Annotated in this window: 17 protein-coding genes; 8 read left to right on the forward strand and 9 right to left on the reverse strand. The window is 69.1% G+C overall.

What is annotated here, in order from left to right; genetic code table 11:
- Positions 1-1,167 (forward strand): ABC transporter ATP-binding protein, encoded by a 1,167-nt coding sequence (locus tag CKW34_RS06750; protein ID WP_059383057.1) that lies wholly within the window; start codon positions 1-3, stop codon positions 1,165-1,167.
- A gap of 58 nt (positions 1,168-1,225) precedes the next feature.
- Here the strand turns inward: CKW34_RS06750 and CKW34_RS06755 are convergent, their stop codons facing one another.
- Positions 1,226-2,071 carry a hypothetical protein gene (locus CKW34_RS06755; protein ID WP_059382968.1) on the reverse strand — a complete coding sequence of 282 codons (846 nt, stop codon included), beginning with the start codon at positions 2,069-2,071 and terminating at the stop codon, positions 1,226-1,228.
- A gap of 73 nt (positions 2,072-2,144) precedes the next feature.
- Between CKW34_RS06755 and CKW34_RS06760 the strand changes: the two genes are divergently transcribed.
- Positions 2,145-2,735: a suppressor of fused domain protein gene (locus CKW34_RS06760; RefSeq protein WP_016692018.1), complete on the forward strand. Its 591-nt coding sequence runs from the start codon at positions 2,145-2,147 to the stop codon at positions 2,733-2,735.
- Positions 2,732-3,841: a winged helix DNA-binding domain-containing protein gene (locus tag CKW34_RS06765; RefSeq protein ID WP_059382967.1), complete on the forward strand. Its 1,110-nt coding sequence runs from the start codon at positions 2,732-2,734 to the stop codon at positions 3,839-3,841. Before CKW34_RS06760 ends, CKW34_RS06765 begins: the two co-directional genes overlap by 4 nt.
- A 35-nt stretch (positions 3,842-3,876) precedes the next feature.
- Here CKW34_RS06765 and CKW34_RS06770 read toward each other — a convergent pair whose 3' ends face one another.
- Positions 3,877-5,685, reverse strand: coding sequence for a hypothetical protein (locus CKW34_RS06770; protein ID WP_059382966.1), 1,809 nt, complete (start codon positions 5,683-5,685; stop codon positions 3,877-3,879).
- Complete coding sequence (locus CKW34_RS06775; protein ID WP_059383056.1) at positions 5,682-6,746, reverse strand: magnesium and cobalt transport protein CorA; 1,065 nt, start codon at positions 6,744-6,746, stop codon at positions 5,682-5,684. The genes CKW34_RS06770 and CKW34_RS06775 overlap by 4 nt, the downstream gene beginning before the upstream one ends.
- Positions 6,747-6,875: 129 nt before the next feature.
- Here CKW34_RS06775 and CKW34_RS06780 point away from each other — a divergent pair, with 129 nt between their 5' ends.
- The 4 genes from CKW34_RS06780 (at position 6,876) to CKW34_RS06795 (ending at position 10,900) form a co-directional block, all read left to right on the forward strand.
- Positions 6,876-7,730, forward strand: a complete 855-nt coding sequence (locus CKW34_RS06780; RefSeq protein WP_059382965.1) for a PHP domain-containing protein — start codon at positions 6,876-6,878, stop codon at positions 7,728-7,730.
- Entirely contained in the window at positions 7,727-8,149 is a 423-nt protein-coding gene (locus CKW34_RS06785; protein ID WP_059382964.1) for a hypothetical protein, read from the forward strand. Before CKW34_RS06780 ends, CKW34_RS06785 begins: the two co-directional genes overlap by 4 nt.
- Positions 8,150-8,618: 469 nt before the next feature.
- The gene (locus CKW34_RS06790; RefSeq protein ID WP_059382963.1) at positions 8,619-9,812 is read left to right on the forward strand and encodes an NAD(P)-dependent malic enzyme; all 1,194 of its coding nucleotides are present in this window, start codon (positions 8,619-8,621) and stop codon (positions 9,810-9,812) included.
- A gap of 131 nt (positions 9,813-9,943) precedes the next feature.
- Positions 9,944-10,900, forward strand: coding sequence for an ABC transporter substrate-binding protein (locus CKW34_RS06795; RefSeq protein ID WP_059382962.1), 957 nt, complete (start codon positions 9,944-9,946; stop codon positions 10,898-10,900).
- Positions 10,901-10,936: 36 nt separating this feature from the next.
- Here the strand turns inward: CKW34_RS06795 and CKW34_RS06800 are convergent, their stop codons facing one another.
- From CKW34_RS06800 to CKW34_RS06810, 3 genes are read right to left on the reverse strand one after another with little or no spacing between them, the layout of a single operon-like run.
- The gene (locus tag CKW34_RS06800; RefSeq protein WP_095092011.1) at positions 10,937-11,848 is read right to left on the reverse strand and encodes an alpha/beta hydrolase; all 912 of its coding nucleotides are present in this window, start codon (positions 11,846-11,848) and stop codon (positions 10,937-10,939) included.
- An 8-nt stretch (positions 11,849-11,856) separates the two neighbouring features.
- On the reverse strand, positions 11,857-12,684 hold the full coding sequence (locus tag CKW34_RS06805; RefSeq protein ID WP_059382960.1) for an SDR family NAD(P)-dependent oxidoreductase: 828 nt from the start codon (positions 12,682-12,684) through the stop codon (positions 11,857-11,859).
- Positions 12,681-14,243 carry a flavin-containing monooxygenase gene (locus CKW34_RS06810; protein ID WP_059382959.1) on the reverse strand — a complete coding sequence of 521 codons (1,563 nt, stop codon included), beginning with the start codon at positions 14,241-14,243 and terminating at the stop codon, positions 12,681-12,683. The genes CKW34_RS06805 and CKW34_RS06810 overlap by 4 nt, the downstream gene beginning before the upstream one ends.
- Before the next feature lie 70 nt (positions 14,244-14,313).
- Between CKW34_RS06810 and CKW34_RS06815 the strand changes: the two genes are divergently transcribed.
- A complete protein-coding gene (locus CKW34_RS06815; protein ID WP_059382958.1) occupies positions 14,314-14,991 on the forward strand; it encodes a TetR/AcrR family transcriptional regulator in 678 nt (225 codons plus the stop codon).
- Here the strand turns inward: CKW34_RS06815 and CKW34_RS06820 are convergent.
- The 3 genes from CKW34_RS06820 to CKW34_RS06830 all read right to left on the reverse strand — a co-directional run bounded on the left by CKW34_RS06820 (position 14,948) and on the right by CKW34_RS06830 (position 24,705).
- Positions 14,948-16,741: a thiamine pyrophosphate-requiring protein gene (locus tag CKW34_RS06820; RefSeq protein WP_059382957.1), complete on the reverse strand. Its 1,794-nt coding sequence runs from the start codon at positions 16,739-16,741 to the stop codon at positions 14,948-14,950. The genes CKW34_RS06815 and CKW34_RS06820 overlap by 44 nt on opposite strands.
- A gap of 168 nt (positions 16,742-16,909) precedes the next feature.
- Entirely contained in the window at positions 16,910-20,659 is a 3,750-nt protein-coding gene (locus CKW34_RS06825; protein WP_080968289.1) for a multifunctional oxoglutarate decarboxylase/oxoglutarate dehydrogenase thiamine pyrophosphate-binding subunit/dihydrolipoyllysine-residue succinyltransferase subunit, read from the reverse strand.
- A 203-nt stretch (positions 20,660-20,862) separates the two neighbouring features.
- Positions 20,863-24,705 carry an ABC transporter ATP-binding protein gene (locus CKW34_RS06830; protein ID WP_059382955.1) on the reverse strand — a complete coding sequence of 1,281 codons (3,843 nt, stop codon included), beginning with the start codon at positions 24,703-24,705 and terminating at the stop codon, positions 20,863-20,865.
- Positions 24,706-24,775: the final 70 nt, after the last annotated feature.

The raw sequence follows: 24,775 nt of genomic DNA on the forward strand, positions 1-24,775 counted from the left end.
GTGGCCGAGATCGTGCTCGACAAGGTGACGAAGGAATATCCGGACGGAGCGAAGGCCGTCAGCGACGTGGATCTCGAGATCGCCGACGGCGAGTTCATCATCCTCGTCGGTCCGTCCGGGTGTGGAAAGTCCACGACGCTCAACATGATCGCCGGTCTCGAGGACATCTCCGACGGCGAACTGCGCATCGCAGGGGAGCGGGTCAACGAACGGGCGCCGAAGGACCGCGACATCGCGATGGTCTTCCAGTCCTACGCGCTGTATCCCCACATGTCGGTGCGCGACAACATCGCGTTCCCGCTCACCCTCGCGAAGGTGCCCAAGGACGAGATCGGCCGCAAGGTCGACGAAGCGGCCCGGATCCTCGATCTCACACAGCATCTCGACCGTAAGCCCGCCAACCTGTCGGGTGGTCAGCGGCAGCGCGTGGCCATGGGGCGGGCGATCGTGCGCAGCCCCAAGGCGTTCCTCATGGACGAGCCGCTGTCGAACCTCGACGCCAAGCTGCGCGTGCAGATGCGCACCGAGATCGCACGACTGCAGAAGCGTCTCGGGACCACGACGGTGTACGTCACGCACGACCAGACCGAGGCGATGACGCTCGGCGACCGTGTCGTCGTGATGCGCGGCGGGCTCGTGCAGCAGGTCGGGGCGCCGCAGGAACTGTACGACCATCCGCAGAACCTGTTCGTCGCCGGATTCATCGGGTCGCCGTCGATGAACTTCGTTCCGGGACAGATCGAGAACGGTTCGATCCGCACCTCGTTCGGTGAGTTCCGGTTGCCCGACGAGCGGTGGGAGACCGTGCGCCGCAACAATCCGTCGCGCGAGGTGGTCGTCGGTATCCGTCCGGAGCACTTCGAGGACGCCGACCTGCTCGACCCGGCCCAGCGGGAGGCGGGCGTGACCTTCTCCGCCGAGGTCGACGTGCTCGAGTCGATGGGCTCCGACAAGTTCGCGTACTTCTCGACCGAGGGTCCGGGCGTGCACTCGAAGGACCTCGACGAACTCGCCGCCGACGCCGGCGCCGACATGTCGGCCGAATCGCTGGTCGCGCGGTTGTCGGTGGAATCGCAGGCCACCAAGGGCGGGACCGTGCAGTTGTGGTTCGACCCGGCGAAGATCGCGCTGTTCGATCAGGAGACCGGCGCGAACGTCACCCTCTGACGAATACGAACCTCGGTGGATCCGACCCCGGAAAGCGGGGCCGGATCCACCCAAGTCGTCAGCGGGGTGCGCGGCTGCGGAGCTCGTCGACGATCTCCTCGCTCCACACGTGCCGCCGCACGAGCCGGTACCGCTCGCTCGCGATCCACAGATAGACCTCGGCGTCGGTGCGTGAGCGCAGCATTCCCGCCTCCCGGGCCATCGCGACGACGGGAACGAACTCCTCCTCGTACCAGCGACGCGCGACCTCCTCGCGGGTGAGGTACTCGCCGAGATCCTGCATGAGCCGGAAGCCCCACGCCTCGACGGCCTCGGCCAGTTCGGCGTACCCCCACGGGTCGGACACGCGGATCGCATCCTGCGCCGCGCCATGGAGGGGGACGCGGCCGAGGAACATGCGGAAGTGGTCCTTGCGCACGAGATCGGGGCGGGCCGTGATGCCCTCCGCGGGCACCTTCGTGGTGATCTCGGTGACGTAGGCGTCGATGGTGCGGTCGCCCTGCGCGTAGGCGATCGACACGCGGTGGTGCCCGTCCTGCACGAAGTGCATCGGCCCCACCCGGTACACCGAGATCGGGGGGATGGCCTCGCCGCGACGCCGCGCGGCCGCGATGCGTTCCCAGCGTGCACGCAGACGCGCCGAGGTGGGGCGGAAACGGCGGTCGAAGTCGTCGGCGCGGTCGACGCTGCCGACGATCGAGGCGACCTCGATGATCTGCAACCCGAGGCGCCGCTCGCCGATACGCCCGAGGGCGGCGACGACGTCGTCGAAGGGCAGCACCGTGTTGACGTCGGCCGGTTCGCGGCGCAGCCATGCGATCAGCCGGGCGTACTCGGCGCGCCGGCGTTGCCGGGCGAAATCGTCGCCGGCATCGGAGACCGGAAAACCGGTGTCGCGAGCCACGCTTCGACGGTACCGGGCGGTGCACCGGTCCGGGTGGGAACCGCATGTGCGGGACGGGGGCTACATTGCAGGGGTGACCGACGCAGTTCTCGCCACCGTCCGCAGCCACCTCACCGAGCACCTGACCGCGCCGGGTGATCCGGAACCGGAATCGGCGTCGGTGACCTTCCTCGGTCTCGAACCGATCGAGGTCCTCCGTTTCCGCGGCTCCGAACTCCTGCGGTACGCGACCCTGGGGTGTTCCCGGCACCCGATGGGCGACCCGACCGACATGGTGGCCGACCCGACGCGCGGGCCGCGTGCCGAACTGGTCCTCAGCCTGCGCGACAACGAGGGCGTCACCGCCGGCGTCCACCGCACCCTTGCGGTGCTCGCGGCGCTGCCCGCCGTGGAGGGCGTGGTTCTCACCGACGACGCCCTGCTCGATCTCGGGGAGCCGCTGTGGCCGGGTGCCCCGTTCACCGCGGTGTTGCTCGAGGCGGCCGACGTGCCGTCGCTGGAGTTGCCCGAGCCCTCCGACCCGGTCCACTTCTTCGAGGCCCGCCCGATCACCGGTACCGAGGCGGCCTGGAAGCGGCTGAAGGGAACCGAGGCGCTGCGCGAGGCGTGGGAGGAAGCGGGCATCGACCTGAGCGACCCGCGCCGGGCGCAAGCACGTCTGTGACCGTCCCGGTTCTCACCGACCGCGCGCTCGGACGCGCCACGCTGGCCCGCCAGCACCTGCTGCGGCGGAGCAGCACGGATGCCCTGTCGATGATCGGGCACCTGCTCGGGTTGCAGGCCCAGGCACCCCTCGCCCCGTATTTCGCGCTGTGGACCCGCATACGGAACTTCCGGCCCTACGCCTTGTCGGACCTGCTGGAGTCGCGTGCGGTCGTCCGGATCGCATTGATGCGCGGCACCGTGTTCGCGGTCTCCGGCGCCGACGCGCACGCGCTGCGCCCGTGGGTGCAGCCGGTGCTCGACCGGGGCGTCGACGCGAACAAGGCCCACCGCATCGGACTCGAGGGTCTCGACCGGTCGGCGCTCGTGTCGGTCGCCCGGGAACTGTTGGCCGGCACCCCGATGAGTCAGGCCGAGCTGCGACCGTTGCTCGCCGACCGGTTCCCCGACCAGGATCCGGCTGCGCTGGCACACGCGGTGCGGTGCCTGCTCCCGCTCGTGCAGGTGCCGCCGCGCGGATTGTGGGGACGAGCGGGACAGCCTCGCCTGGCACACCTCGACGAGTACGTGGGCCCGCCGCCTGCGCTGCCCGGTCCCGATCGGCTGATTCTGCGGTATCTGGCCGCCTTCGGCCCCGCGAGTGTCAAGGACGTGCAGACCTGGTGCGGCCTGACCCGGCTCGCCGAGATCGTCGGCCGACTCCGCCCGTATCTCGTGGTGTTCCGGGACGAACGCGGAACGGAACTGTTCGACCTTCCCGACGCGCCGCGACCCGACCCGTCGACCCCTGCACCCGTACGGATCCTCGCGCCGTTCGACAACGTGCTCCTCTCGCATGCCGACCGCACCCGCTTCGTCTCGGAGGAGCTCCGCAGGCGCATCATGGCGGAGAACGGGATCATCGCACCCCTGTTGCTCGTCGGAGGCACGGTCGCCGGTAGCGCCCGCGTGACGACCGACCGGAAGGCCGCCGCCGTGGAGATGACGCTGTGGCGGACGGTCGCGGCGTCCGCGCGGTCGGCGCTCGAAGCCGAGGGCATGCGACTGCTGAGGTTCGCGGCACCGGGGGTAGAGACACACGACGTGCGGTTCGTCGACGCCCGCTGAGCCGTCCCGCCCGTCGAGTTGTCCCCGGCCCGCTGTCAGCCCTGCGGCACGACCACCCCGAGCGATCCGGCACCGAGGCACACGGTCGTGCCGGGAGCGGACGAGCGCGCCTGCAACGCCGACCCGTCCCCGGAGACGCGGACGTACACCGTCCCGAGTCCTTCGGAGACGGGGACCGGAACGGATGCGTGGCCGGGGAAGCCGAGGTCGATCGTGCCGTCGGCGGAGGCCCGGTAGTTCACCTGCACGGTCCACTCCCAGTCGCCCGCGGGGGAATCGAGCGGCACGGCCGTGACGGCGTCGGTGGTGACGCGATGGCCGCAGTCGGGCTCGGGGCCGGGCGGGACGAGGCGCAGCGGCAACAGGTCGGCGGGAGTGCGGTGGCCGAGATCGTCGAGGACCCACAGGTCGGTCGCGTGGTCGCGGATGTCGGACCGGTCGGGCAGCGCGGAGAAGACGGACCCCACCAGATTGTGCGGGTAGGTGACGGGCAGCAGGATCCATACCGACACCGGGTGATCGAGCACGGGCTCGTCGGGCCGGGCCGTGAGCGCCGCCTTCGCCGCCCCGAGATAATCGCCCGTCGGATTGTCCGACCAGTTGCGCGCGAACGTCACGGTCGACCACAGGGAGCCGACGGTGAACACGGCTGCGCAGGTCCAGGCGGTCGCACGCACGGCACGAGGACGGGACGTCGTGCCTCGTCGCGGGGCGCGCAGGATCAGCGCCGCGGCGATCGCGACGACCACGGCGGAGTCGGCGAAGTAGCGCAGGGTGCGTGCGAGTTCGTAGGTGGTCTCCGGGCCGAAGCGGGTGCTGATCATCGCCGCGAGCGAGGCCAGGATGTAGGCGATCACCGCGAGCCACACGGGCCCGGTCCGCCGTCGCCGGCGCACCGTCCACGCCGCGGCGCCCGCGACAGCGAGCCACGCGACCACGACGAGCACGAGCGGGGGATCGGCCCAGGGCGGGCTCGGATTCCACCGCTCCCACTCCCAGGGACCACCGAGCAGCGACGGCAACAGTCCGTAGGAGATGCCGTGATGGGTCAACCCGGCCACCATCGACCACGGCGGGATCCCGAACCGGGATTCGACGATCGTCGAGTAACAGACCGCCCACACGACCAGCACGGCCGCCGAGCCGAGCCACAACGGCCGGGCCTGCGCCCACGTGCTGCCGATCGGCCGAACGAGTCCGTCCACGTGACGTGCGAGGGCGACCGTCGCGAACGCGGCGAACGGAACGAGGACCGACTTCTCGAAGAACACCAGCGCCACGGCGGTGACGACGAGGGCGCTCACGATATGACGGCGCCGGCCGGTCCTGCTGTACTGCAGCGCATCTCCCGCGACCCAGGACAGCGCCGCCTGCAGCGGCAACGCGTTGAGTGCGGCGGCCCACCACGCGAAGGCCGGAAGCGTCAGCGGCGTGAGGAGATAGAACAGCAGCGGCCCCCACAGGGCGCGTCGCGGTCCGAGCAGCAGCCAGAGCACCCGCAGCACCGCCAGCGACGCGAGCAGCTGACCGATCACGAGCGAGGCCGCCGCCGGCCACCACTCCAACGGTGCGATCGCCGTGGCGATCCCGGCCACGAGGAAGGCGGCGGGCATCAGGTGACCGTCGTGGTCGTACCGCAGCAAGACGTCGGACAGCAGCGGATACGACCCCGCACGCCCGACGAGGATCAGGTCGTCCCAGTAGAACTCGCCGGTCGCGGCCACCACGGTCCGGAGGATCGTCTGCAGCAGGATCAGCGCGAGAGCGACGGCGAGCACCTGGCGCCGCGGCGATCGCGCTGCCTGCGCAGCGCGTCTCGATGGACGGTCGAGTTCGGTGATCAAAGCCAGTTGTTGCGCCTGAAGGTGACGAACAGTCCCACGGTGATCGTGACGATCGCAGCGAGTACGACGTAATAGCCGTACTCCCACTGCAGTTCGGGCATGCGATCGAAGTTCATGCCGTAGATCCCGGCGATCATCGTCGGCACGGCGGCGATCGCGACCCACGCGGAGATCTTGCGCATGTCGGTGTTCTGCTGCACGGTGACCTTCGCGATCGCCGCGTCGAGCAGCGTGCCGAGCGTCTCGTCGAAGGCAGCGATGCGATCGGACACCGTCGTGTGATGGTCGGCGACGTCGCGGAAGTACCGCCGGACGTCCTTCGGGATCGGGTTGCCCGGCGCCCGGATGAGTTGCTGCAGCGGCTCGGCGAGCGGCACGACGGCCCGGCGCAGCTGCACGATCTCGCGCTTGAGCATGTAGATCTGGTCGACGGCGATCCGCGTGTCGGGGGTGAACACGAGTTCCTCGATGTCGTCGACGTCGGGCTGCACGGCCGTGGTGACGGCGAGATAGGAGTCGACCACGTGGTCGGCGATCGCGTGGAGCACGGCCGCCGGACCGCGGGACAGATGATCGGGATCGCGTTCGAGGCGCTTGCGCACGTGCGACAGCTCGGAGTGGTCGCCGTGCCGCACGCTCACGATGAAGTCGGGGCCGGTGAACAACATGATCTCGCCGGTCTCGACGATGTCCTTGGTGGTCGTCACCGACTCGTGCTCGATGTAGCTGACGGTGCGCAGCACCAGGAACAGCACGTCGTCGTAGCGCTCGAGCTTCGGCCGCTGATGGGCGTGGACGGCGTCCTCGACCATCAGTTCGTGGAGTCCGAAGGTGCGCGAGACGTTCGACATCTGCTCCTCGTCGGGGTGGTGCAGCCCGAGCCACACGAAACCCGTACCGCGCCGACGTACCTCCGCCACGGCCTCGGTGTGGGTGTAGCGGCCGGGCAGGCGGTGCCCGTCGACGTAGACCGCGCAGTCGACCACCGTTTGCGCGGTGGGGACGGTGGGAACCGGGGGAGTGGGACCGCGACGGGTGGCACGAGAAGGCTGATGCGGCATGTTGTCCTTCCTCACGGCATGCCGCTGGGATGCGGCCCGGTCGCAGGCCCGCGACGCGGCGGTCGCCCGTCGGGGACCGGGCGGGGCAGCTGCAGTCATGCTAGCCCGCCGACCTGACAGACTGGTGGCGTGCGTATCGATCTCCACACCCACTCCTCCGCGTCGGACGGCACCGACGCTCCTGCGGAACTGGTCCGTGCCGCTGCCCGGGCGGGTCTCGACGTCGTGGCCCTGACCGACCACGACACCACCGCGGGATGGGACGAGGCCGCGGCAGCCCTGCCGACGGGCCTGCGTCTCGTCCGGGGGATGGAGATGTCCTGCACGGGACGCGGGGAGGACGGCGCCCCGGTCGCCGTGCACCTGCTGGCCTATCTGTTCGACCCGCACGACGCTGTCTTCGTCGCCGAGCTCGAGCGGCTCCGCGGTGAACGGGTGTCGCGGATCCGGGCGATGGGTGTGCGGATGGCGGACGACGGTCTGCCGATCGACATCGACGCGGTGCTCGCCGACGCGGGCCCTGCCGCGGGCCGGCCCCATCTGGCGCGAGCGCTCGTCACCGCCGGTGTCGTGCCCACGGTGGGCGACGCGTTCACCGAGCTGCTGTCGCCGCGCGGCCGCTACTACGTGCCGAAGGCCGACACCCCGCTCGCCGACGCCGTGAAGATGGTGACGGCCGCGGGCGGTGTGCCGGTGGTCGCGCACGCTCGGGCGCGTGCGCGCGGACGGCTCCTCGCCCTCGACCACATCGAGGAACTCGCCGAACTCGGACTCGGCGGTGTCGAGGCCGATCACCCCGATCACAGCGAGCAGGACGTGCGGACGATGCGCGACCTCGCGCGGTCGCTCGGGGTGGTCGTCACGGGATCGTCCGACTATCACGGCGACAACAAGGACGTGAGGCTCGGCAGCTTCACCACGGCTCCGGCGGCGTACGAGGCGCTGCTCGACCGCGCGACCGGCGTCGAGGTGCTCGAGGGATGAGGCGACGCGGTGCGCGGTATCCGGACGAGGAGTACGGGTTGCCGGACGACGAAAATTACTACGACAGTGAGTACTACAACGAGCCGTATTACCCGGACGACGGGTACTACGCCGATTCCTGTGAACCCGCACCGCGCCGCGCGAGTCTGCCGGTCCGCGTTCTCCGTGCCCTCTCGGGTGTGGTGTGCGGAGCGGTGCTGGTCCTGACTCTCGTGGTGTGCGGGGCCCAGTACCTCGCCGGCGACCGCGGTTTCCCGGGTCCGGGCACCACCTCGGTCGCCGCGCACGTCGTCGCCGCGCTCGTGGCCCTGATCGCCCAGGTGACGGCGGATCGGCGCTCGGGTGGCGCAGCACTCCTGTCGAGCCTTGTGGTGATCTTCACTGCATCGATTCTGATGATCACCCAGTGGTGGGGATGACGGCCCGGAGTGCCATCCGGGCTACCCGTCGGTAGCCGTCGTGTAACTGCGGAAATTCATGTCGATGCGCCCACGGCGGGGTGTTCACGGCACGTAAACTCACAGGTGAGGCGACAAAACCGTGAGACCTTCGCAATCGATGCCGATTTGATTGTTCGTCTGCAAAGGTGGCAAACTTGCGGCAATCCGAAAGCCGGAATACCCCGGAATCGGACGAAGGATGGCAGACCCACCCAGGGCTAGATCACCCAGGGCTCGATGCCAGGGCCACCCGCCCCGGCTCCATCACGTTCCGGAAGCCGTACAGCGTTGTACAGCGGCAGTCGTGATCGCGCCCGGAAGCTTCAACCCAATGTCCTTGGCGAAGCAGTGCAACTCGATGCATACACGTGTGTGAAATGCATTGAAATGCGGTGTTTTCGCAGCAACCGAGTCCAGAGGTCGACTCGGCACACGCAGGAGTGTCATCGTGTCAATTGTGTCTGATGCACCTACCCCTCAGAAGCTCGAGTTGACGGACGAGGAGATCTTCTCGAGTCACGTCGACGGCAAGCTGTCGGTCGAGCTGACCGCACCGCTCGAGAACCAGCGCGATCTGTCGATCGCGTACACCCCCGGCGTCGCCCAGGTCTGCCGGGCCATCGCCGCCGACGAGACCCTCGTCGACCGATACACCTGGACCAACCGCCTGGTCGTCGTCGTCTCCGACGGCACCGCGGTCCTCGGTCTCGGCAACATCGGCGCACGTGCCTCGCTTCCGGTGATGGAAGGTAAGTCCGCGCTGTTCAAGAAGTTCGCGGGCCTGAACTCCATTCCGCTGGTGCTCGACACCACCGATCCCGACGAGATCGTCGAGACCCTCATCCGGCTGCGTCCGTCCTTCGGCGCCGTCAACCTCGAGGACATCTCGGCTCCGCGCTGCTTCGAGATCGAGAAGCGCGTCATCGAGGCGCTCGACTGCCCGGTCATGCACGACGACCAGCACGGCACCGCGATCGTCGCACTCGCCGCACTCAAGGGTGCGCTGAAGGTGCAGAGCCGCGACATCGCCGACCTGCGCATCGTGATCTCCGGCGCCGGTGCTGCCGGCGTGGCGTGCACGAACATCCTGCTCGCCGCCGGTGCACGCGACGTGGTGGTCCTCGATTCGAAGGGCATCATCTCCGCCGACCGCGCCGATCTCGGTGAGATCAAGGCCGATCTGGCCTCCCGCACCAACCCCGAGGGCCGCAAGGGCGGCATCGCCGAGGCGCTCGACGGCGCCGACGTCTACCTCGGCGTGTCGTCGGGCACCGTGCCCGAGGAGATCGTCGCGACGATGGCCGACGACTCCATCATCTTCGCGATGTCGAACCCGGATCCGGAGATCCACCCCGACATCGCCCACAAGCACGCCGCGATCGTGGCGACGGGTCGCAGCGACTTCCCGAACCAGATCAACAACGTGCTGGCTTTCCCCGGTGTGTTCAAGGGCGCGCTCGACGCAGGTGCCCGCCGCATCACCGAGGGTATGAAGCTCGCCGCTGCCGAGGCCATCCTCTCGGTCGTCGGTGACGAACTGGCCGCGGACAAGATCGTCCCGAGCCCGCTCGATCCGCGCGTGGCGCCCGCCGTCGCCGAGGCCGTCGCGGCCGCGGCGAAGGCCGAGGGCGTCACCGACTAGGGATTCGTTCCCTGCGAGATCGCACCGAACGCCCCGATCCGAACCGCACAAGGGTTCCGGACCGGGGCGTTCGGCGTCCCGGCAGGCCGAGCGGTGGGCAGGTGCGGACCGTGGCGCACCGGTGGGCGACAATGACCGCCGTGGCGAACGAAGCGAGACGGATCCGGCCGGTCGCGGCGACGGCGCTCACCGCATGCGCGGCGGCGGCCGTGCTCCAGGGATGCGCGTCGCCCGTCCTCGACGAGGCGGCACCGTCGACGACGGTGATCGTCGGGGCGGGGGAGCGGCCCGACGAGGAACTGCTCGCGCAGCTCTACGCGGGAGCACTGCGCGGCAGCGGGATCGACGTGCAGGTCCGTTCCGATGTCACCGACCCGCCCGCAGCGCTCGACGCCGCCGACCTCACGCTGATCCCCGGCTACACGGGAAGGCTGCTCGCGTCCTACGACCCCGGTGCCGACGCGACCGACGCCGAGGACGTCTTCGAGGCGCTGGCGCGTGCACTGCCCGACGAACTGACGATCTCCGACTACGCCTCGGCGCAGGACCGCGCGGTGCTGCTCGCCGACCGCGACCGCCTCACGCAATGGTCGGCGAGCCGCGTGGCCGACCTCGCCGACCGCTGCGCCGATCTGACGTTCGCGGTGACCGAGGACTTCGAATCCGCCGGTGGACTCACCGCGCTCGAACGCGCCGACTGCCGACCGCGCGAGGTGCGGCGGATCGACGATGCGCAGTCCGCCGCCGTCGCATCGGAACCCGACACGGTCGTCGGAACCACCACGACGTCGCCCGCCCTCGCGGAGATCGACGCGGATTCGCCCGTGAGCACCGTGCCCGACGCCCCCGACCGCAACCCGCAGGACGACGCGGAGGCCGACGACGCGCCTGCACCGGTCCTGCCGGCCCAGAACGTCGTCCCGGTCTTCCGCAAGGGCACCCTCGGCGAGGCACAACTCGACGCGCTGCGGACCATCGCCGGTGAGCTCACCACGAGCGATCTCACCGAACTGCGCGCGCGAGTCGACGAGGGAGACGATCCCGAGGCCGTGGCCCGCGAGTGGATCGACGAACACGCCGGAGCGTGAACGGCAGCCCGTGTGTGTGAACGGCAGTCTGTGTGTTCAGCCCGCGCGAGTGCCCATCCGGTCGCGGAGGAAGACACCGAAATCGGCGATCGCCGCGGCGGCCTCGGGAACGAGCGACGCCTGCAACGGCGCGACGTGCCACAGCTCGGGTTGCTCGACGAGGGTGACGTCGACGCCCGCCGCCCGGAGCTTCTCGGCGTACTGCCGCACCTGCGGGTAGAACATCTCCGCGGTGCCCACCTGGATGAGAGTCGGCGGCAGACCCGTGGGATCGGCGTGGATGGGCGCGTAGCCGGGATCGGTGGGATCGCCGTCGGCGAGATACGCCTCGGCCGAGGAGTACACCCAGCCCTTGTTCAGAACGACGTCGTTCACGTCGGGCAGGTCGCGGGCGGCCGGATCGGTCCACGGCGACAGCAATCCGAGCGCGGGCGGGGTGATGCCGTGACGGTCGACGAGCCGGTGCGTGGTGGCCGCGGCGAGACCACCGCCCGCCGAGTCGCCGGCGATCGCGATACCGGACACCTCGAAGCCGTGCTCGCTGACGAGTTCGAGATAGGCCGCCTCGGCGTCGTTCAGCGCCGCCGGATAGGGATGCTCGGGAGCGAGCCGGTAGTCGAGGACGTACACGGCCGACCCGGCCGCGGCCGCGAGATGCGCCGCGAGCGAGCGGTGCGTGGCGAGCGACCCGCCGGTGTACGCACCGCCGTGCAGATACAGGATCGCGGTGGTCCGCTCGGTGGCGCCCACGGTGATCCGTTCGGCGGGGCGTCCCGCCAGACGGATCGGGCGCACCACGGTGTCCTTCGGGAGGAACTGCAGCGGCGCCGCGAGATCGAGCAACCGGCGCTGCGTGGCGAACGACCAGCGCGGCGACAGCAGGGCACGGAAGAGAGGACGCAGGGCGGTACGCGCCACCCGCGGTGACATCTGGGGTGTCGGAGGCATGCCGCAGCCTATCCCTTCGGCACGACCCGGGAGGTCACGGTGGCGACGACACGCTGATAGGCCGGTCCGGCGACGCGGACGAAAGCATCGAGCAGCTTCGCGTCGGCGCCGATGAGTACGCGCGCCTTGTTCTTCCGCACACCGGTCAGGATGGTCTTCGCAGCGTCCTCGGGGGTCGTGCGTGCGAGCTTGCGGTCGAAGAACTCCGCGAAGGTCGCCTGGTCGTCGCCGTCCGGGACGGCGGCGTTGCGCGCGATCGCGGTCTTGATGCCGCCGGGATGCACACACGTGACCTGCACGGGATGCCGCGCGACGAGCATCTCCTGCCGTACCGCCTCGGTGAAGCCGCGCACGGCGAACTTCGCCGAGTTGTACGCCGCCTGGCCCGGGATGCTCAGCAGGCCGAACAGGCTCGAGACGTTGATCAGGTGACCGTCGCCCGACGCGATGAGATGCGGAAGGAAAGCCTTGGTGCCGTTGACGACTCCCCAGAAGTCGACGTCCATCACGCGCTCGATGTCCTTGAACTCGGTGCGCTCGAGATCGCCGTGATAGGCGATGCCCGCGTTGTTGTACACCTGGTGGACCGCACCGAAGTGGGCGGCGACCTGCTCGGCGTACTCGAGGACCTTCTCGCGCTGGGTGACGTCGAGATGGTCGGCCTTCACCTCGGCGCCGAGTTCCCGTGCGCGACGCGCGGTCTCCTCGAGCCCGGCGGTGTCGACGTCCGAGATCGCCAGGCGGGCACCTTCGGCCGCGAGGGCGAGGACGAGGGCCCGTCCGATCCCGGACCCCGCGCCCGTGACGACGACGACCCGGCCTGCGAAATCACTCATCGAACTGCTGCCTCTCGGGACGTGCGCTCCTGCGCGGGAAGGTCGGTGGCGACGGGGAGATCCGACTCGGCGACGCTACGGTACGCCTCGAGGTCGAATCTGCGGGTGATACGGCGGAATTCGAAGGTGAATCCCGGCCACAGCGTGGTGTTGTTGCCGTGCTTGTCGAGATACCAGCTCGCGCACCCGCCGTTGTTCCACACGCTCGACCGCAACGCGCGCTGCAGGTCGCGGTTGTACTCGTCCTGCACGTCCTCGCGGACCTCGACCGTGCCGATGCGGTTGCGGTCGAGCGTGCGGATCGCGTCGACGACGTATTCGAGCTGCGACTCGATCATGTACACCATCGAGGTGTGGCCGAGTCCGGTGTTCGGGCCGACGAGGAAGAACAGGTTGGGGAAGCCGGCGACCGAGCTGCCCTTGTACCCCCGCATGCCGGTCTCGTCGAAGACCTCGGCGAGCGAGCGGCCGTCCTTGCCGAAGATGCCGGCGAAGGTCGGGGAGTCGGTGACGTGGAAGCCGGTCGCGACGACGATCGCGTCGACCTCCCGCTCGGTGCCGTCCTTCGCGACGATGCCGCGCGGGGTGACGCGGGCGATGCCGTCGGTGACGAGGTCGACGTTCGGCCGGTCGAGGGCGGGGTAGTAGTTGTTCGAGATCAGCATGCGCTTGCAGCCGATGCCGTAGTTCGGCGTGACCTTCCGCCGCAGTTCCTTGTCGCGGATCTGACGGCGGATCTGGATGCGCGCGGCGAGTTCGAGCGGCTTCATGAAGGCCTGTGCCTTGGCCAGGCCCACGACCTGCGTCTCGCGGGCGGTGTACTGCAGGGCGCGCGAGAGGCGCTGGAAGCCGGGGATGTGGCGGAAGGCGAACCGCTCGGGTGCGGTGTACTCCCGGTCGAAGCGGGGGAGGATCCACGGTGCCGTGCGCTGGTACACGTCGAGTCGGCCTACGGTGCCCGCGATGGCCGGCACGATCTGGATGGCGGAGGCTCCGGTGCCGATGACCGCGACGCGCTTGCCGGCGAGGTCGGCGTCGTGGTTCCACCGTGCCGAGTGGAAGATCTCGCCCTCGAATCCGGAGATGCCCTCGATGTCGGGCAGCGACGGCTCGCACAGCGCGCCGACCGCGGAGATCACGACCTTGGCGCTGTACTTCCCGCGCGTGGTGGCCACGTCCCAGCGGTGCGTCGTGGTGTTCCAGCGGGCCGTCTGCACGTCGCACCCGAAGACGGTGCGTCGCCGCACGTCGTACCGGTCGGCGACCGAGCGGATGTACGCCTGGATCTCCGGCTGGGGAGAGAAGGAGCGCGTCCAGCCGGGGTTGAGGGCGAACGAGTAGGAGTACAGGTTCGACGGGACGTCGCATGCCGCGCCGGGGTAGGTGTTGTCGCGCCAGGTGCCGCCCACCTCGGAGGCGCGTTCGAGCATGAGGAAGTCCTTGCCCGCCTGCGACAGTCGGATGGCCGCGCCGAGCCCGGCGAACCCGCTGCCGATGATCAGCGTGTCGACCTGACGGATCTCCGCGTCGGCGACGGTATCTGTTACCGGAAGACTCATGTACTTGAGGCTAGAGCGTTCCAGTGACCTGGTCAACACTTGTTGACCATAATTCAATAACGGTGTTTGCATGGTGGACGTGGCAGAAGACAGTCCCGCACCCCGTCGAACCCGCCTCGGTCCCGCCCAACGCCGGGCCCAGCTGATCGAACAGGGCCTCGAGCTGCTCGCCGACCGGCCCCTCGAGCAGATCTCCGTCGACGAGGTCGCCGAACGGGCCGGAGTCTCGAAGGGGCTGCTGTTCCACTACTTCACCTCGAAGCACGACTACCACGTCGAACTCGTGCGATGCGTCGGCCGGGATCTCGTCGAGTACACCGCACCGGACGAAGACCTCGAACCGATCGAGATGCTGCGGGGCACGCTCGTCGCGTACGTCGACTACGTCACCCGGCGCCGCGACATGTACATCTCGATCCTGCGCGGAGCGACCAGCGGCGACCCCGACATGCGGGCGGCCTTCGAGGACACCCGCACGGCACTCGTCGACCGGACCGTCGCACACCTGCCTGCCATCGGCATCGAGCCGACGCCGGCCGTACGACTCGCCGTGCGCGGCTGGGTGGCCTTCGTCGAGGACACGACCATCGCGTGGCTACGCGACCCCGAACTCACCCGCGACGAGTTCGTCGAACTGGCCATCGCGGCGCTGTCCGGTGTTGCGCTGGCCGCGCATTCGCTCCACTCTCCGGCCGGCGGGGCTCTCAGCGATCGTTTCCGGGAAGATACTCCTGCAGCTTCGTCTTGACGCCCTGTTTCACGAAGCCCCAACGGTTCTCGTCACCGGCGAGCACGGCCTTGGCGACGTCGGTGAACTGTTCCCACGTCGCGTGCGGCGGGATCGGAGGCATGTCCGGATCGGTGTACACGTCCAGCACCGTCGGGCGATCCGCGGCCAGCGCGCGATCCCAGGCCGCGCCCATCTCGTCCGAGGACTTCACGGTTTCGCCGCCCAGCCCGAGGCCGCGCGCGAAGGCGGCGTAGTCGACATCCGGAAGCGACTGGGACTCCGCGAATTTCGGTGCCCCACCCATCGCACGCATCTCCCACGTGACCTGGTTCAGATCGTTGTTGTGGATGATCGCGACGACGAGCCGCGGGTCGGCCCACTGCTGCCAGTACCGCTGGATGGTGATCAGCTCGGCCATGCCGTTCATCTGCATCGCACCGTCGCCGGCGAACGCGACCACCGGGCGGTCGGGCTGTCCGAACTTCGCGCCGATCCCGTACGGCACCGCCGGACCCATCGTCGCGAGTGTGCCCGACAGCGAACCGCGCATGTCGCCGCGGAACCTCAGTTGGCGCGCATACCAATTGGCGGCCGAACCGGAATCCGCGGTGACGATCGCATCGTCCGGCAGTCGCGGTGAGGCCTCGGCGAACATCCGCAGCGGGTTGACGAACTCGGTCTCGACCTCGGCCTGCTGCCCCATGAGCTGCCACCAGCGCTGCACGTTCTGCTCGATACCCTCGCGCCACGACCGGTCCTCCTTGCGGTGCAGCAGAGGGATGAGCGCGTCGAGTGCGGCGGTGGCATCCGCGACGAGATTGACCTCGTTCGGATAGCGCATCCCGATCATGTTCGGGTCGATGTCGATCTGCACGCAGCGGGCCTGGTCGTATTCGGGCAGGAACTGGCTGTAGGGGAGGGACGAACCGACGATGAGCAGCGTGTCGCAACCGGTCATCATCTCGTGGGTGGGCCGCGTGCCCAGCAACCCGATCGATCCGGTGACCCACGGCAACTCGTCCGACAGCACGTCCTTGCCCAGCAGGGCCTTCGCCACCCCGGCGCCCAGCAGATCCGCGACCTGCCCGAGTTGAGCACGGGCATCCCGGGCGCCGCTGCCGACGAGCATCGCGACCTTGTTCCCGGCGTTGAGGACCTCCGCCGCCCGTCGGATCGCGTCGTCGTCCGGCGCAATGCGGGGGCGGTCGAAACCGACACTCGACGGCACCATCTTGAACTCGTGGCCGGGCGGGGAGTACTCGAGTTCCTGCACGTCGCCGTGGATGATCACGGCCGTGGGCGTGCGGTAGGCGATGGCGGTGCGCATCGCCCGATCGAGGACGTTCGGCAATTGCTCGGGCACCGTCACGGTCTCCACGAACGCCGACGCCACGTCCTTGTACAGCGTGTGCAGGTCCACTTCCTGCTGGTACGACCCGCCCATCGCGGAGCGGTCCGTCTGACCCACGATCGCCACCACCGGGACGTGGTCGAGTTTCGCGTCGTACAGGCCGTTGAGCAGATGGATCGCACCCGGACCGGAGGTCGCCATGCACACTCCGGGCCGGCCCGTGAACTTCGCGTAGCCGACCGCCTCGAAGGCACTCATCTCCTCGTGCCGGGACTGCACGAAGACCGGGTCGTTGCCGGTGCGCGTCCAGGCGGCGAGGATCCCGTTGATGCCATCGCCGGGATATCCGAAGACGTGGTCCACCCCCCACGCGCGCAGGCGGTGCAACAGGTAGTCGGCCACGGTCGGATTCGCCATCGGTAGCTCCTCGCAGGACGCGATCGGGGTCCTCCGAAGGGTGCCCGCCGCGCCCGGTCCGAAACCCACCGGAAAAGGCGTGAGCCGGGTCGGTCGCCCCTTGCGGGGACGAACCGACCCGGCTCACATGAGAACGGTCAAGGGCCCGAAGGGTCCGAAACGGAGCTTCTAGCGACCGAAGGCCTTCTCGATGATCTCCTGCTGCTCGACAGCATGGACCTTGCTCGAGCCGGACGACGGTGCCGACATCGCACGACGCGACACGCGCTTGATGCCGCTGAGCTTCTCGGGCAGCAGTTCCGGCAGCGCGAGGCCGAGGAACGGCCAGGCACCCTGGTTCGCCGGCTCCTCCTGCACCCAGAAGAACTCGGTGGCGTTCGGGTACTGCTCGAGCGTCTCGGCGATGCGGCGACGCGGCACCGGGTACAGCTGCTCGATGCGCACGATCGCGACGTCGTCACGACCTTCCTTCTGCTTCTTCGCCAGCAGCTCCCAGTAGATCTTGCCGGAGGTGAGCAGCACGCGGGTGGCCTTCGTGCGGTCGGCCGTGCCCTCCTCGTAGGGGACCTCTTCGAGCAGCGAACGGAACTTGCCCTGCGTGAAGTCCTCGACGTTGCTGACCGCGGCCTTGTTGCGCAGCATCGACTTCGGCGTGAATACCACCAGCGGGCGGCGGATGCCGTCGAGGTGATGACGACGCAGCAGGTGGAAGTAGCTCGCCGGGGTGGACGGAACCGCGACCGTCATCGAGCCCTCGGCGCACAGCTGCAGCCAGCGCTCGATACGGCCCGAGGTGTGGTCGGGACCCTGGCCCTCGTGGCCGTGCGGCAGCAGCAGCACGACGTCGGAGAGCTGACCCCACTTGGCCTCACCGGACGAGATGAACTCGTCGATGATGGACTGCGCGCCGTTGACGAAGTCGCCGAACTGCGCCTCCCACAGCACGAGCGCGTCGGGGTTGCCCACCGAGTAGCCGTACTCGAAGCCCAGGCCCGCGAACTCGGTCAGCGCCGAGTCGTAGACCATGAAGCGGCCGCCGTTGCCGGCCTGGTTGGCCAGCGTGGCGAGCGGGCTGTACTCGTCGCCCGTCTTGCGGTCGATGATGACCGAGTGACGCTGCGTGAACGTGCCGCGACGCGAGTCCTGACCGGCCAGGCGCACCAGGGCACCCTGCTCGGCCAGCGAACCGAACGCGAGCAGCTCGGCGAACGCCCAGTCGATCTTGCCGTTGCGCGACATCTCGCGACGCTTCTCGAGCACCGGCTTGACGCGCGGGTGGACGCTGAAGCCCTCGGGCGCCTCGGCGAAGGCATCGCCGATCCGCTCGAGCACCGACCGGTCGACGGAGGTGTCGAGACGCTTCGGCGGGGTCTGGTCGAGCTCGACCGACTCCGACGGCTCCGGCGGGTACTTCTCGAGTTCGCGGACTTCGTTGAAGACCCGTTCGAGCTGTCCCTGGTAGTCGCGCAGGGCGTCTTCCGCTTCCTTGAGCGAGATGTCGCCGCGGCCGATCAGGGCCTCGGTGTAGCTCTTGCGGACGCTGCGCTTGGTGTCGATCACGTCGTACATCGCCGGTTGGGTCATCGACGGGTCGTCGCCCTCGTTGTGACCGCGGCGGCGGTAGCAGATCATGTCGATGACGACGTCCTTGTGGAACTTCTCGCGGAAGTCCACGGCGAGCTTCGCGACCCACACGCAGGCCTCGGGATCGTCGCCGTTGACGTGGAAGATCGGCGCGCCGATCATCTTCGCCACGTCGGTGCAGTACTCGGACGAACGCGAGTGCTCGGGCGCGGTGGTGAAGCCGACCTGGTTGTTGACGACGATGTGCACGGTGCCGCCGGTGCGGTAGCCGCGCAGCAGCGCGAGGTTCAGGGTCTCCGCGACGACGCCCTGGCCGGCGAACGCAGCGTCGCCGTGCAGCAGCAGCGGCAGGACGGTGAAGCCGTCCTCACCCTTGTCGAGGATGTCCTGCTTGGCGCGGACGAGGCCCTCGAGCACCGGGTTGACCGCCTCGAGGTGCGAGGGGTTCGCGGTGAGCGAGACCTTGATGTCGTTGTCGCCGAACATCTGGATGTAGGTGCCCTCGGCGCCGAGGTGGTACTTCACGTCGCCGGAGCCGTGCGCAGCGGCCGGGTTCAGGTTGCCCTCGAACTCGGAGAAGATCTGCGAGTACGGCTTGCCGACGATGTTCGCGAGCACGTTCAGGCGACCGCGGTGCGGCATCGCGATCGCGACCTCGTCGAGCGTGTGCTCGGCGGCCTGGTCGATGATCGCGTCCATCATCGGGATGACGGACTCGGCGCCCTCGAGCGAGAAGCGCTTCTGGCCGACGTACTTGGTCTGCAGGAACGTCTCGAACGCCTCGGCGGCGTTGAGGCGGCTCAGGATGTACTTCTGCTGGGCGACCGTCGGCTTGACGTGGTGCGCCTCGACCCGCTCCTGCAGCCACTGCTGCTGCTCGGGCTCGAGGATGTGGGTGTACTCGACACCGACGTGGCGGCAGTACGCATCGCGCAGCACCGACAGCACGTCGCGCAGCTTCATCTTCTGGCGGCCGTGGAAGCCACCGACGTTGAACTCGCGATCGAGATCCCACAGCGTCAGGTCGTGGGTCGTGACGTCGAGGTCGGGATGCGACCGGAACTTGTCGCGCACGAACTGCAGCGGATCGGTGTCGGCCATGAGGTGGCCGCGGCTGCGGTATGCGGCGATGAGCTCGAGCACACGGGTGTGCTTGTCGACGAGGCCTTCCGGCACGTCCTTGCGCCAGCGGACCGGCTCGTAGGGGATGTGCAGGGTGTGGAAGATGCCGTCGTAGAAGTCGTCGCTGATGAGCAGCTCGTGGATCTTCTTCAGGAACTCACCCGACTCCGCGCCCTGGATCACGCGGTGGTCGTAGGTGGAGGTGAGCGTCAGCAGCTTGCCGATGCCCATCTCGGCGATCCGTGCGTCGGACGCACCCTGGAACTCGGCCGGGTACTCCATCGCGCCGGCGCCGATGATCGCGCCCTGGCCCTGCATCAGACGCGGGACCGAGTGCACGGTGCCGATGCCGCCCGGGTTGGTCAGCGAGATCGTGACGCCCGAGAAGTCGTCGCCGGTGAGCTTGCCGTCGCGGGCGCGGCGCACGATGTCCTCGTAGGCCGAGTAGAACTGCGCGAAGTTCATCGTCTCGCAGTTCTTGATGGCCGCCACGACCAGCGAACGCTGGCCGTTCTTGCCCGGCAGGTCGATCGCGAGACCGAGGTTCGTGTGCGCGGGCACGACGAGGTTCGGCTTGCCGTCGACCTCGGCGAAGTGGTTGTTCATGTTCGGGAACGCCTTGACCGCCTGGACGATCGCGTAACCGAGGATGTGCGTGAACGAGACCTTGCCGCCGCGGGTACGCGCGAGGTGGTTGTTGATGACGATGCGGTTGTCGAACATCAACTTCGCGGGGACCGCGCGAACACTGGTGGCCGTCGGGATCGACAGCGAGGCGTTCATGTTCTTCGCAACGGCAGCAGCGGCGCCGCGAAGAACCTTCTTCTCCTCGGTGGCCTGGCCCGACGGGGCAGCGGCGGGCTTGGGAGCCGGCTTCGCGGGTGCGGCCTGGGCCTTCGGCTGCGCCGCAGTCTTGGTCTCCGCCTTCGGGGCAGGCTTGGCCGGTGCGGCCTTGGTCTCGGCCTTCGGTGCGGGCTTGGTGGGGGCCGAAGCAGAGGAACTCGGCGCAGATGCTGTGCTCGGCGCGGGCTTCTCGGTCGTGGCGGTGTCGGAGCCGTTGGTACCTCCGGCCACCGCAGCTTCCGGCGAATAGTCGGTCAGAAATTCGTGCCAACTCGCGTCCACGGACGAAGGGTCGTCCTGGAAGCGCTGGTACATCTCGTCAACCAACCACTGGTTCTGTCCGAACTGTGATGTAGAGCTGCTGCTCACGGCAGTTGTTCGCCTCGTTTCTTTCTTCGGTACCCGATCGGAGCGCCTGTGAATATGAGGCTAGCCCGTGGCATGTGACGATCCGAACTGACCGCGCATGTCGGTGGGCTACCTCACAATCTGGTGCGATGGGGTCTCCATCGATGACGGTTCTCGAGAGCCGATTATTCCCTCTAAGGTGCATCGGCGCAGCGCGCACCCCGTTACAAACGTGAGGACGATCTCATGTTCGATCCTTCCGTCGACGAAGTGAGCAAGGCCTCGGGCTCCTCCGGAACGAGACCACCGGTAGCGAGTTGCCACAAAGTGGTGTACAGACCTCCCGCCCGGCGGAGCTCGTCGTGGGGCCCGCACTCGACGATACGGCCGTCGTCGACCACCACCACGAGATCGGCGCGCGCGGCGGTCGCGAGACGGTGCGCCACGACCACGGCCGTACGCGAGCGGGCCACCCGCGCACCCGCCTCGAGCACCGCTTTCTCGGTGGCGGGATCGAGGGTCGCGGTGGCCTCGTCGAGCAACAGCAGATCGGGATCCACGAGTTCGGCGCGCGCGAGCGCGATGAGCTGACGCTGGCCGGCCGACAGACCCTGACCGCGCTCACCCACCGGATGGTTCATGCCTCCGGCGAGTCCGGCGATCATCTCGAGCGCTCCCACGGCGCGCGCGGCCGATTCGATCTCCTCGCGCGTCGCGTCGGGCCGGCCGTAGGCGATGTTGGTCGCCACCGTGCCCGTGAACAGGTGCGCCTCCTGCGGCACCACACCGAGCCGGCCCCGGTAGTCGCGCAGGCGGTAGCGGCGCAGATCGGTGTCGTCCACCCGCACCGAACCGGACGTCGGATCGTAGAACCGGGCGAGCAGTTTGACGACCGTCGACTTCCCGGCGCCGGTGCGGCCCACCAGGGCGACCGTCGACCCGGCCGGGATCGACAGGTCCACATCGCTCAGCGCCTCGCGATCGGCCTCGCTGTAGCGGAAGCCCACCTGTTGCAGATCGACATCGCCGCGGAGGTGCCCGGTGATGGCGACCGTGCCCTCCTCGGCCGACTCGAGCGAGCTCTCGGTCCGCAGCAGGTCGCCGATCCGGCGCAGACCGACCCGCGCCTGCTGGTAGCCGTCGAAGACCTGGGACAGCTGCTGGATGGGCGCGAACAACAGGTTCAGATACAGCACGAACGCGATCAGCACACCCGGGCCGACGGCCCCCGAGGCCACCTCGCGGGCGCCGACGAAGACGACCGCCGCGAGCGCCAGATCGGACAGGAAGGCGATGAACGGGAAGTACAGCGAGATCGCCCGCTGCGACCGCAGGCGACTGCGCCGATAAGCCTCCGCACGCTCGGCGAAGCGGCGTGCCGCGGTCTCCTCCCGGCGGTAGGCCTGGGCGGCGCGCAGGCCGGTGACGTTCTCCTGGAAATCCGCGTTCACCAGGGAGATGCGTTCGCGGGACTGCGCGTACGCCGTCCCCGAGACCTTCCGGAACCACAGGGTCGCGCCGACCAGCACGGGCAGCACCGCCAGTACCACCAGAGCCAGCGACAGATCGGTCGCGATCAGCGCGATCGAGATACCGGTGAGCGTCAGCACCGCCACGACCGCGGTGGACAGACCGGTCTGGATGAACTGCGACAGTGCGTCCACATCGGTCGTCATCCGCGTCATGATCCGGCCCGACAGCTCACGTTCGTAGTAGTCGAGTCCGAGTCGTTGCAGGTGCGCGTACGAGCGCACACGCAACCCGAACAGCACCCGTTCGCCCGCCCGCGCGGTGAGCACGGTGAGGATCGCCACCACGAACCAGCCGAGCAGCGCGAGCACCACACCCGCTGCGGTCGCCTGCCACAGCCGGGACGGATCGCCCGGGGTCACCCCGCGGTCGACGGCGTACCGCACCAGTGACGGGAACGCGATGCTCGTCAGCGACTCCACCGCCAGGCACAGCACGACGACCGCCAGCAGGGCGCGCACCGGACGCAGCGTCGTCCACAACCGGAACTGCGGGTCGGGCAGGCGCAGGGCCTCGGACTGCAGGGCCGGGTCGCGTCCGGGGGTCTCGGTGGCCGGGGGAAGCGCGTCGACGGCCGCGCGCAGTTCCGGGGTGGGAGCCACCGCGCCGAGTGCACCGGACACCGGCCCGCCGCGGCCACCTCCACCCGCCGGTCCACCGCGACCTCCACCGACCGCCGGAGGGTTCCGGACGGTCCCGGACGCCTCGTCGTCGTCCGGTTCCTCCGGCCACAACTCACCGGCCGGAACCGGGCGTTCCGGTGCCGGTGGGGCGTCGTCGTCGGTCGAGAGCAGACGCCGGAAGACGGGACTGCGCTCGTCGAGTTCGTCGACCGTCCCGATGTCGACGATGCGCCCCTCGTCGAGCACGGCGACCCGGTCGGCGAGTGCGAGCGTCGACCGTCGATGGGCGAGCACGAGGGTCGTGCGGCGCCGGCCCGCCCGCAACGCACCGTAGATCGCGGCCTCCGTCTCGGCGTCGACCGCCGAGGTCGCATCGTCGAGGATCAGCACCCGCGGATCGACGAGCAGAGCCCGCGCCAGCGCGACCCGCTGCCGCTGCCCGCCGGACAGGGTCAGGCCGCGTTCACCGACGACCGTGTCGTAGCCCTCGGGGAGGGCCTCGACGAAATCATCGGCGCGTGCCGCCGCGGCCGCGGCGCGGATCTCGTCGTCCGACGCGTCGGGCCGCCCGAGCGCGATATTGGACGCGACGGTGTCGGAGAACAGGAACGGCTCGTCGAAGACGAGGCCGACCGCGCCGCGCAGGTCGTCGGCGCGGAGCGTGGCGACGTCGATGTCGCGGCCGTCCGAGGTCAGGCACACCGACCCGCGGTGCGGAGCGTAGAAGCGGGGGAGCAGCAGCGACAACACGGTCTTGCCCGACCCGGCCGGACCGACGATCGCGACGGTCTCGCCGGGCGCGATCTCCAGGTCGAGGCCGCGCAGCACGTCCCGGTCGTCGTCGAAACCGAACGTGACGTCCTTCAGGTGCACCCCGAGCGGGCCGTCGGGCAGCTCGACGGGATGCGGGGGATCGGCGACGTCGGGTTCGGTGTCGATCACCTCGTACACCCGCTCGACGGCGGCGCGGGACAGCTGCGCCATGATCACGACCTGCGAGAGGGTGCGGGTGGTCGCCGTCATCGTCGCCACATAGGCGGTGAACGCGACGAAGGTGCCCACGGTGATCACGCCCTCGAGGGCGAGCCACCCGCCGAGTGCGATGGTGGCGACGAGCCCGAACTGGGGGATCGCACCCATCGGCGCCGAGAACCAGGCGTTGATCCGGGCCGCGCGCAGACGCTCCGCGTACAGCCTGCGACCGTGCTCCTCGAGCTGGTCGACGGCATGCGACTCCTGCCCGAAGCCTTTCACGACCCGCACGCCCGTGACCGTCTCCTCGACGTGCTGGGCGAGATCGGCCGCGCGCTGCTGTGCCGACCAGGTCGCGGCGAACAGCTTCGGGCGCACGACCCGGACGATGCCCGCGATGATCGGGACGATGATCACCGCGACCAGCGTGAGCAGCGGCGAGAGCGTCGTCATGATCACCAGCGCGAGCACGAACTGCAGCAACGCACCCGCCGACATCGGCACCATCGCGAGCAGGCCCTGCACGAGTTGCAGGTCGGTGATGGACCGCGAGACCACCTGACCCGTGCGGATGCGGTCCTGACCGTGGCCGTCGAGACGCTGGAGCGAGCCGAGCAGGCGCAACCGCAGGTCGTGCTGCACGTCGAGCGACAAGCGTCCGGCGAGCATGCGACGTCCGTACTGGCAGCCGAACCGGATCACCGCACCGACCGCGATCGCCGCCGCGACCAGACCGATCAGACGCAGGTCGTCGGCGGGCACATCGCCCTGCCCGGTCGCGCTGTCGACCGCCACCTTCGTCAGCAGCGGGAAGGTGATGTCGATCAGAGCGGCGACGACGGTGACGGCCAGCGCCCCGACGGCTGTTCGGCGGTGTTTCAGGCATTCGGCGACGAGCCGGGAAATCCATCCCGGCGAACGCGGAATCGGGTCGTGTGCCATCGAACCGACATTAGCGCCGAGCGACGACAGGGCAGGTCGGAGCCGCTCGGCGAGGGTCGGAGACGCAGGT

Source organism: Rhodococcus rhodochrous (genome assembly GCF_900187265.1).
GTDB classification, from domain to species: Bacteria; Actinomycetota; Actinomycetes; order Mycobacteriales; family Mycobacteriaceae; genus Rhodococcus; species Rhodococcus rhodochrous.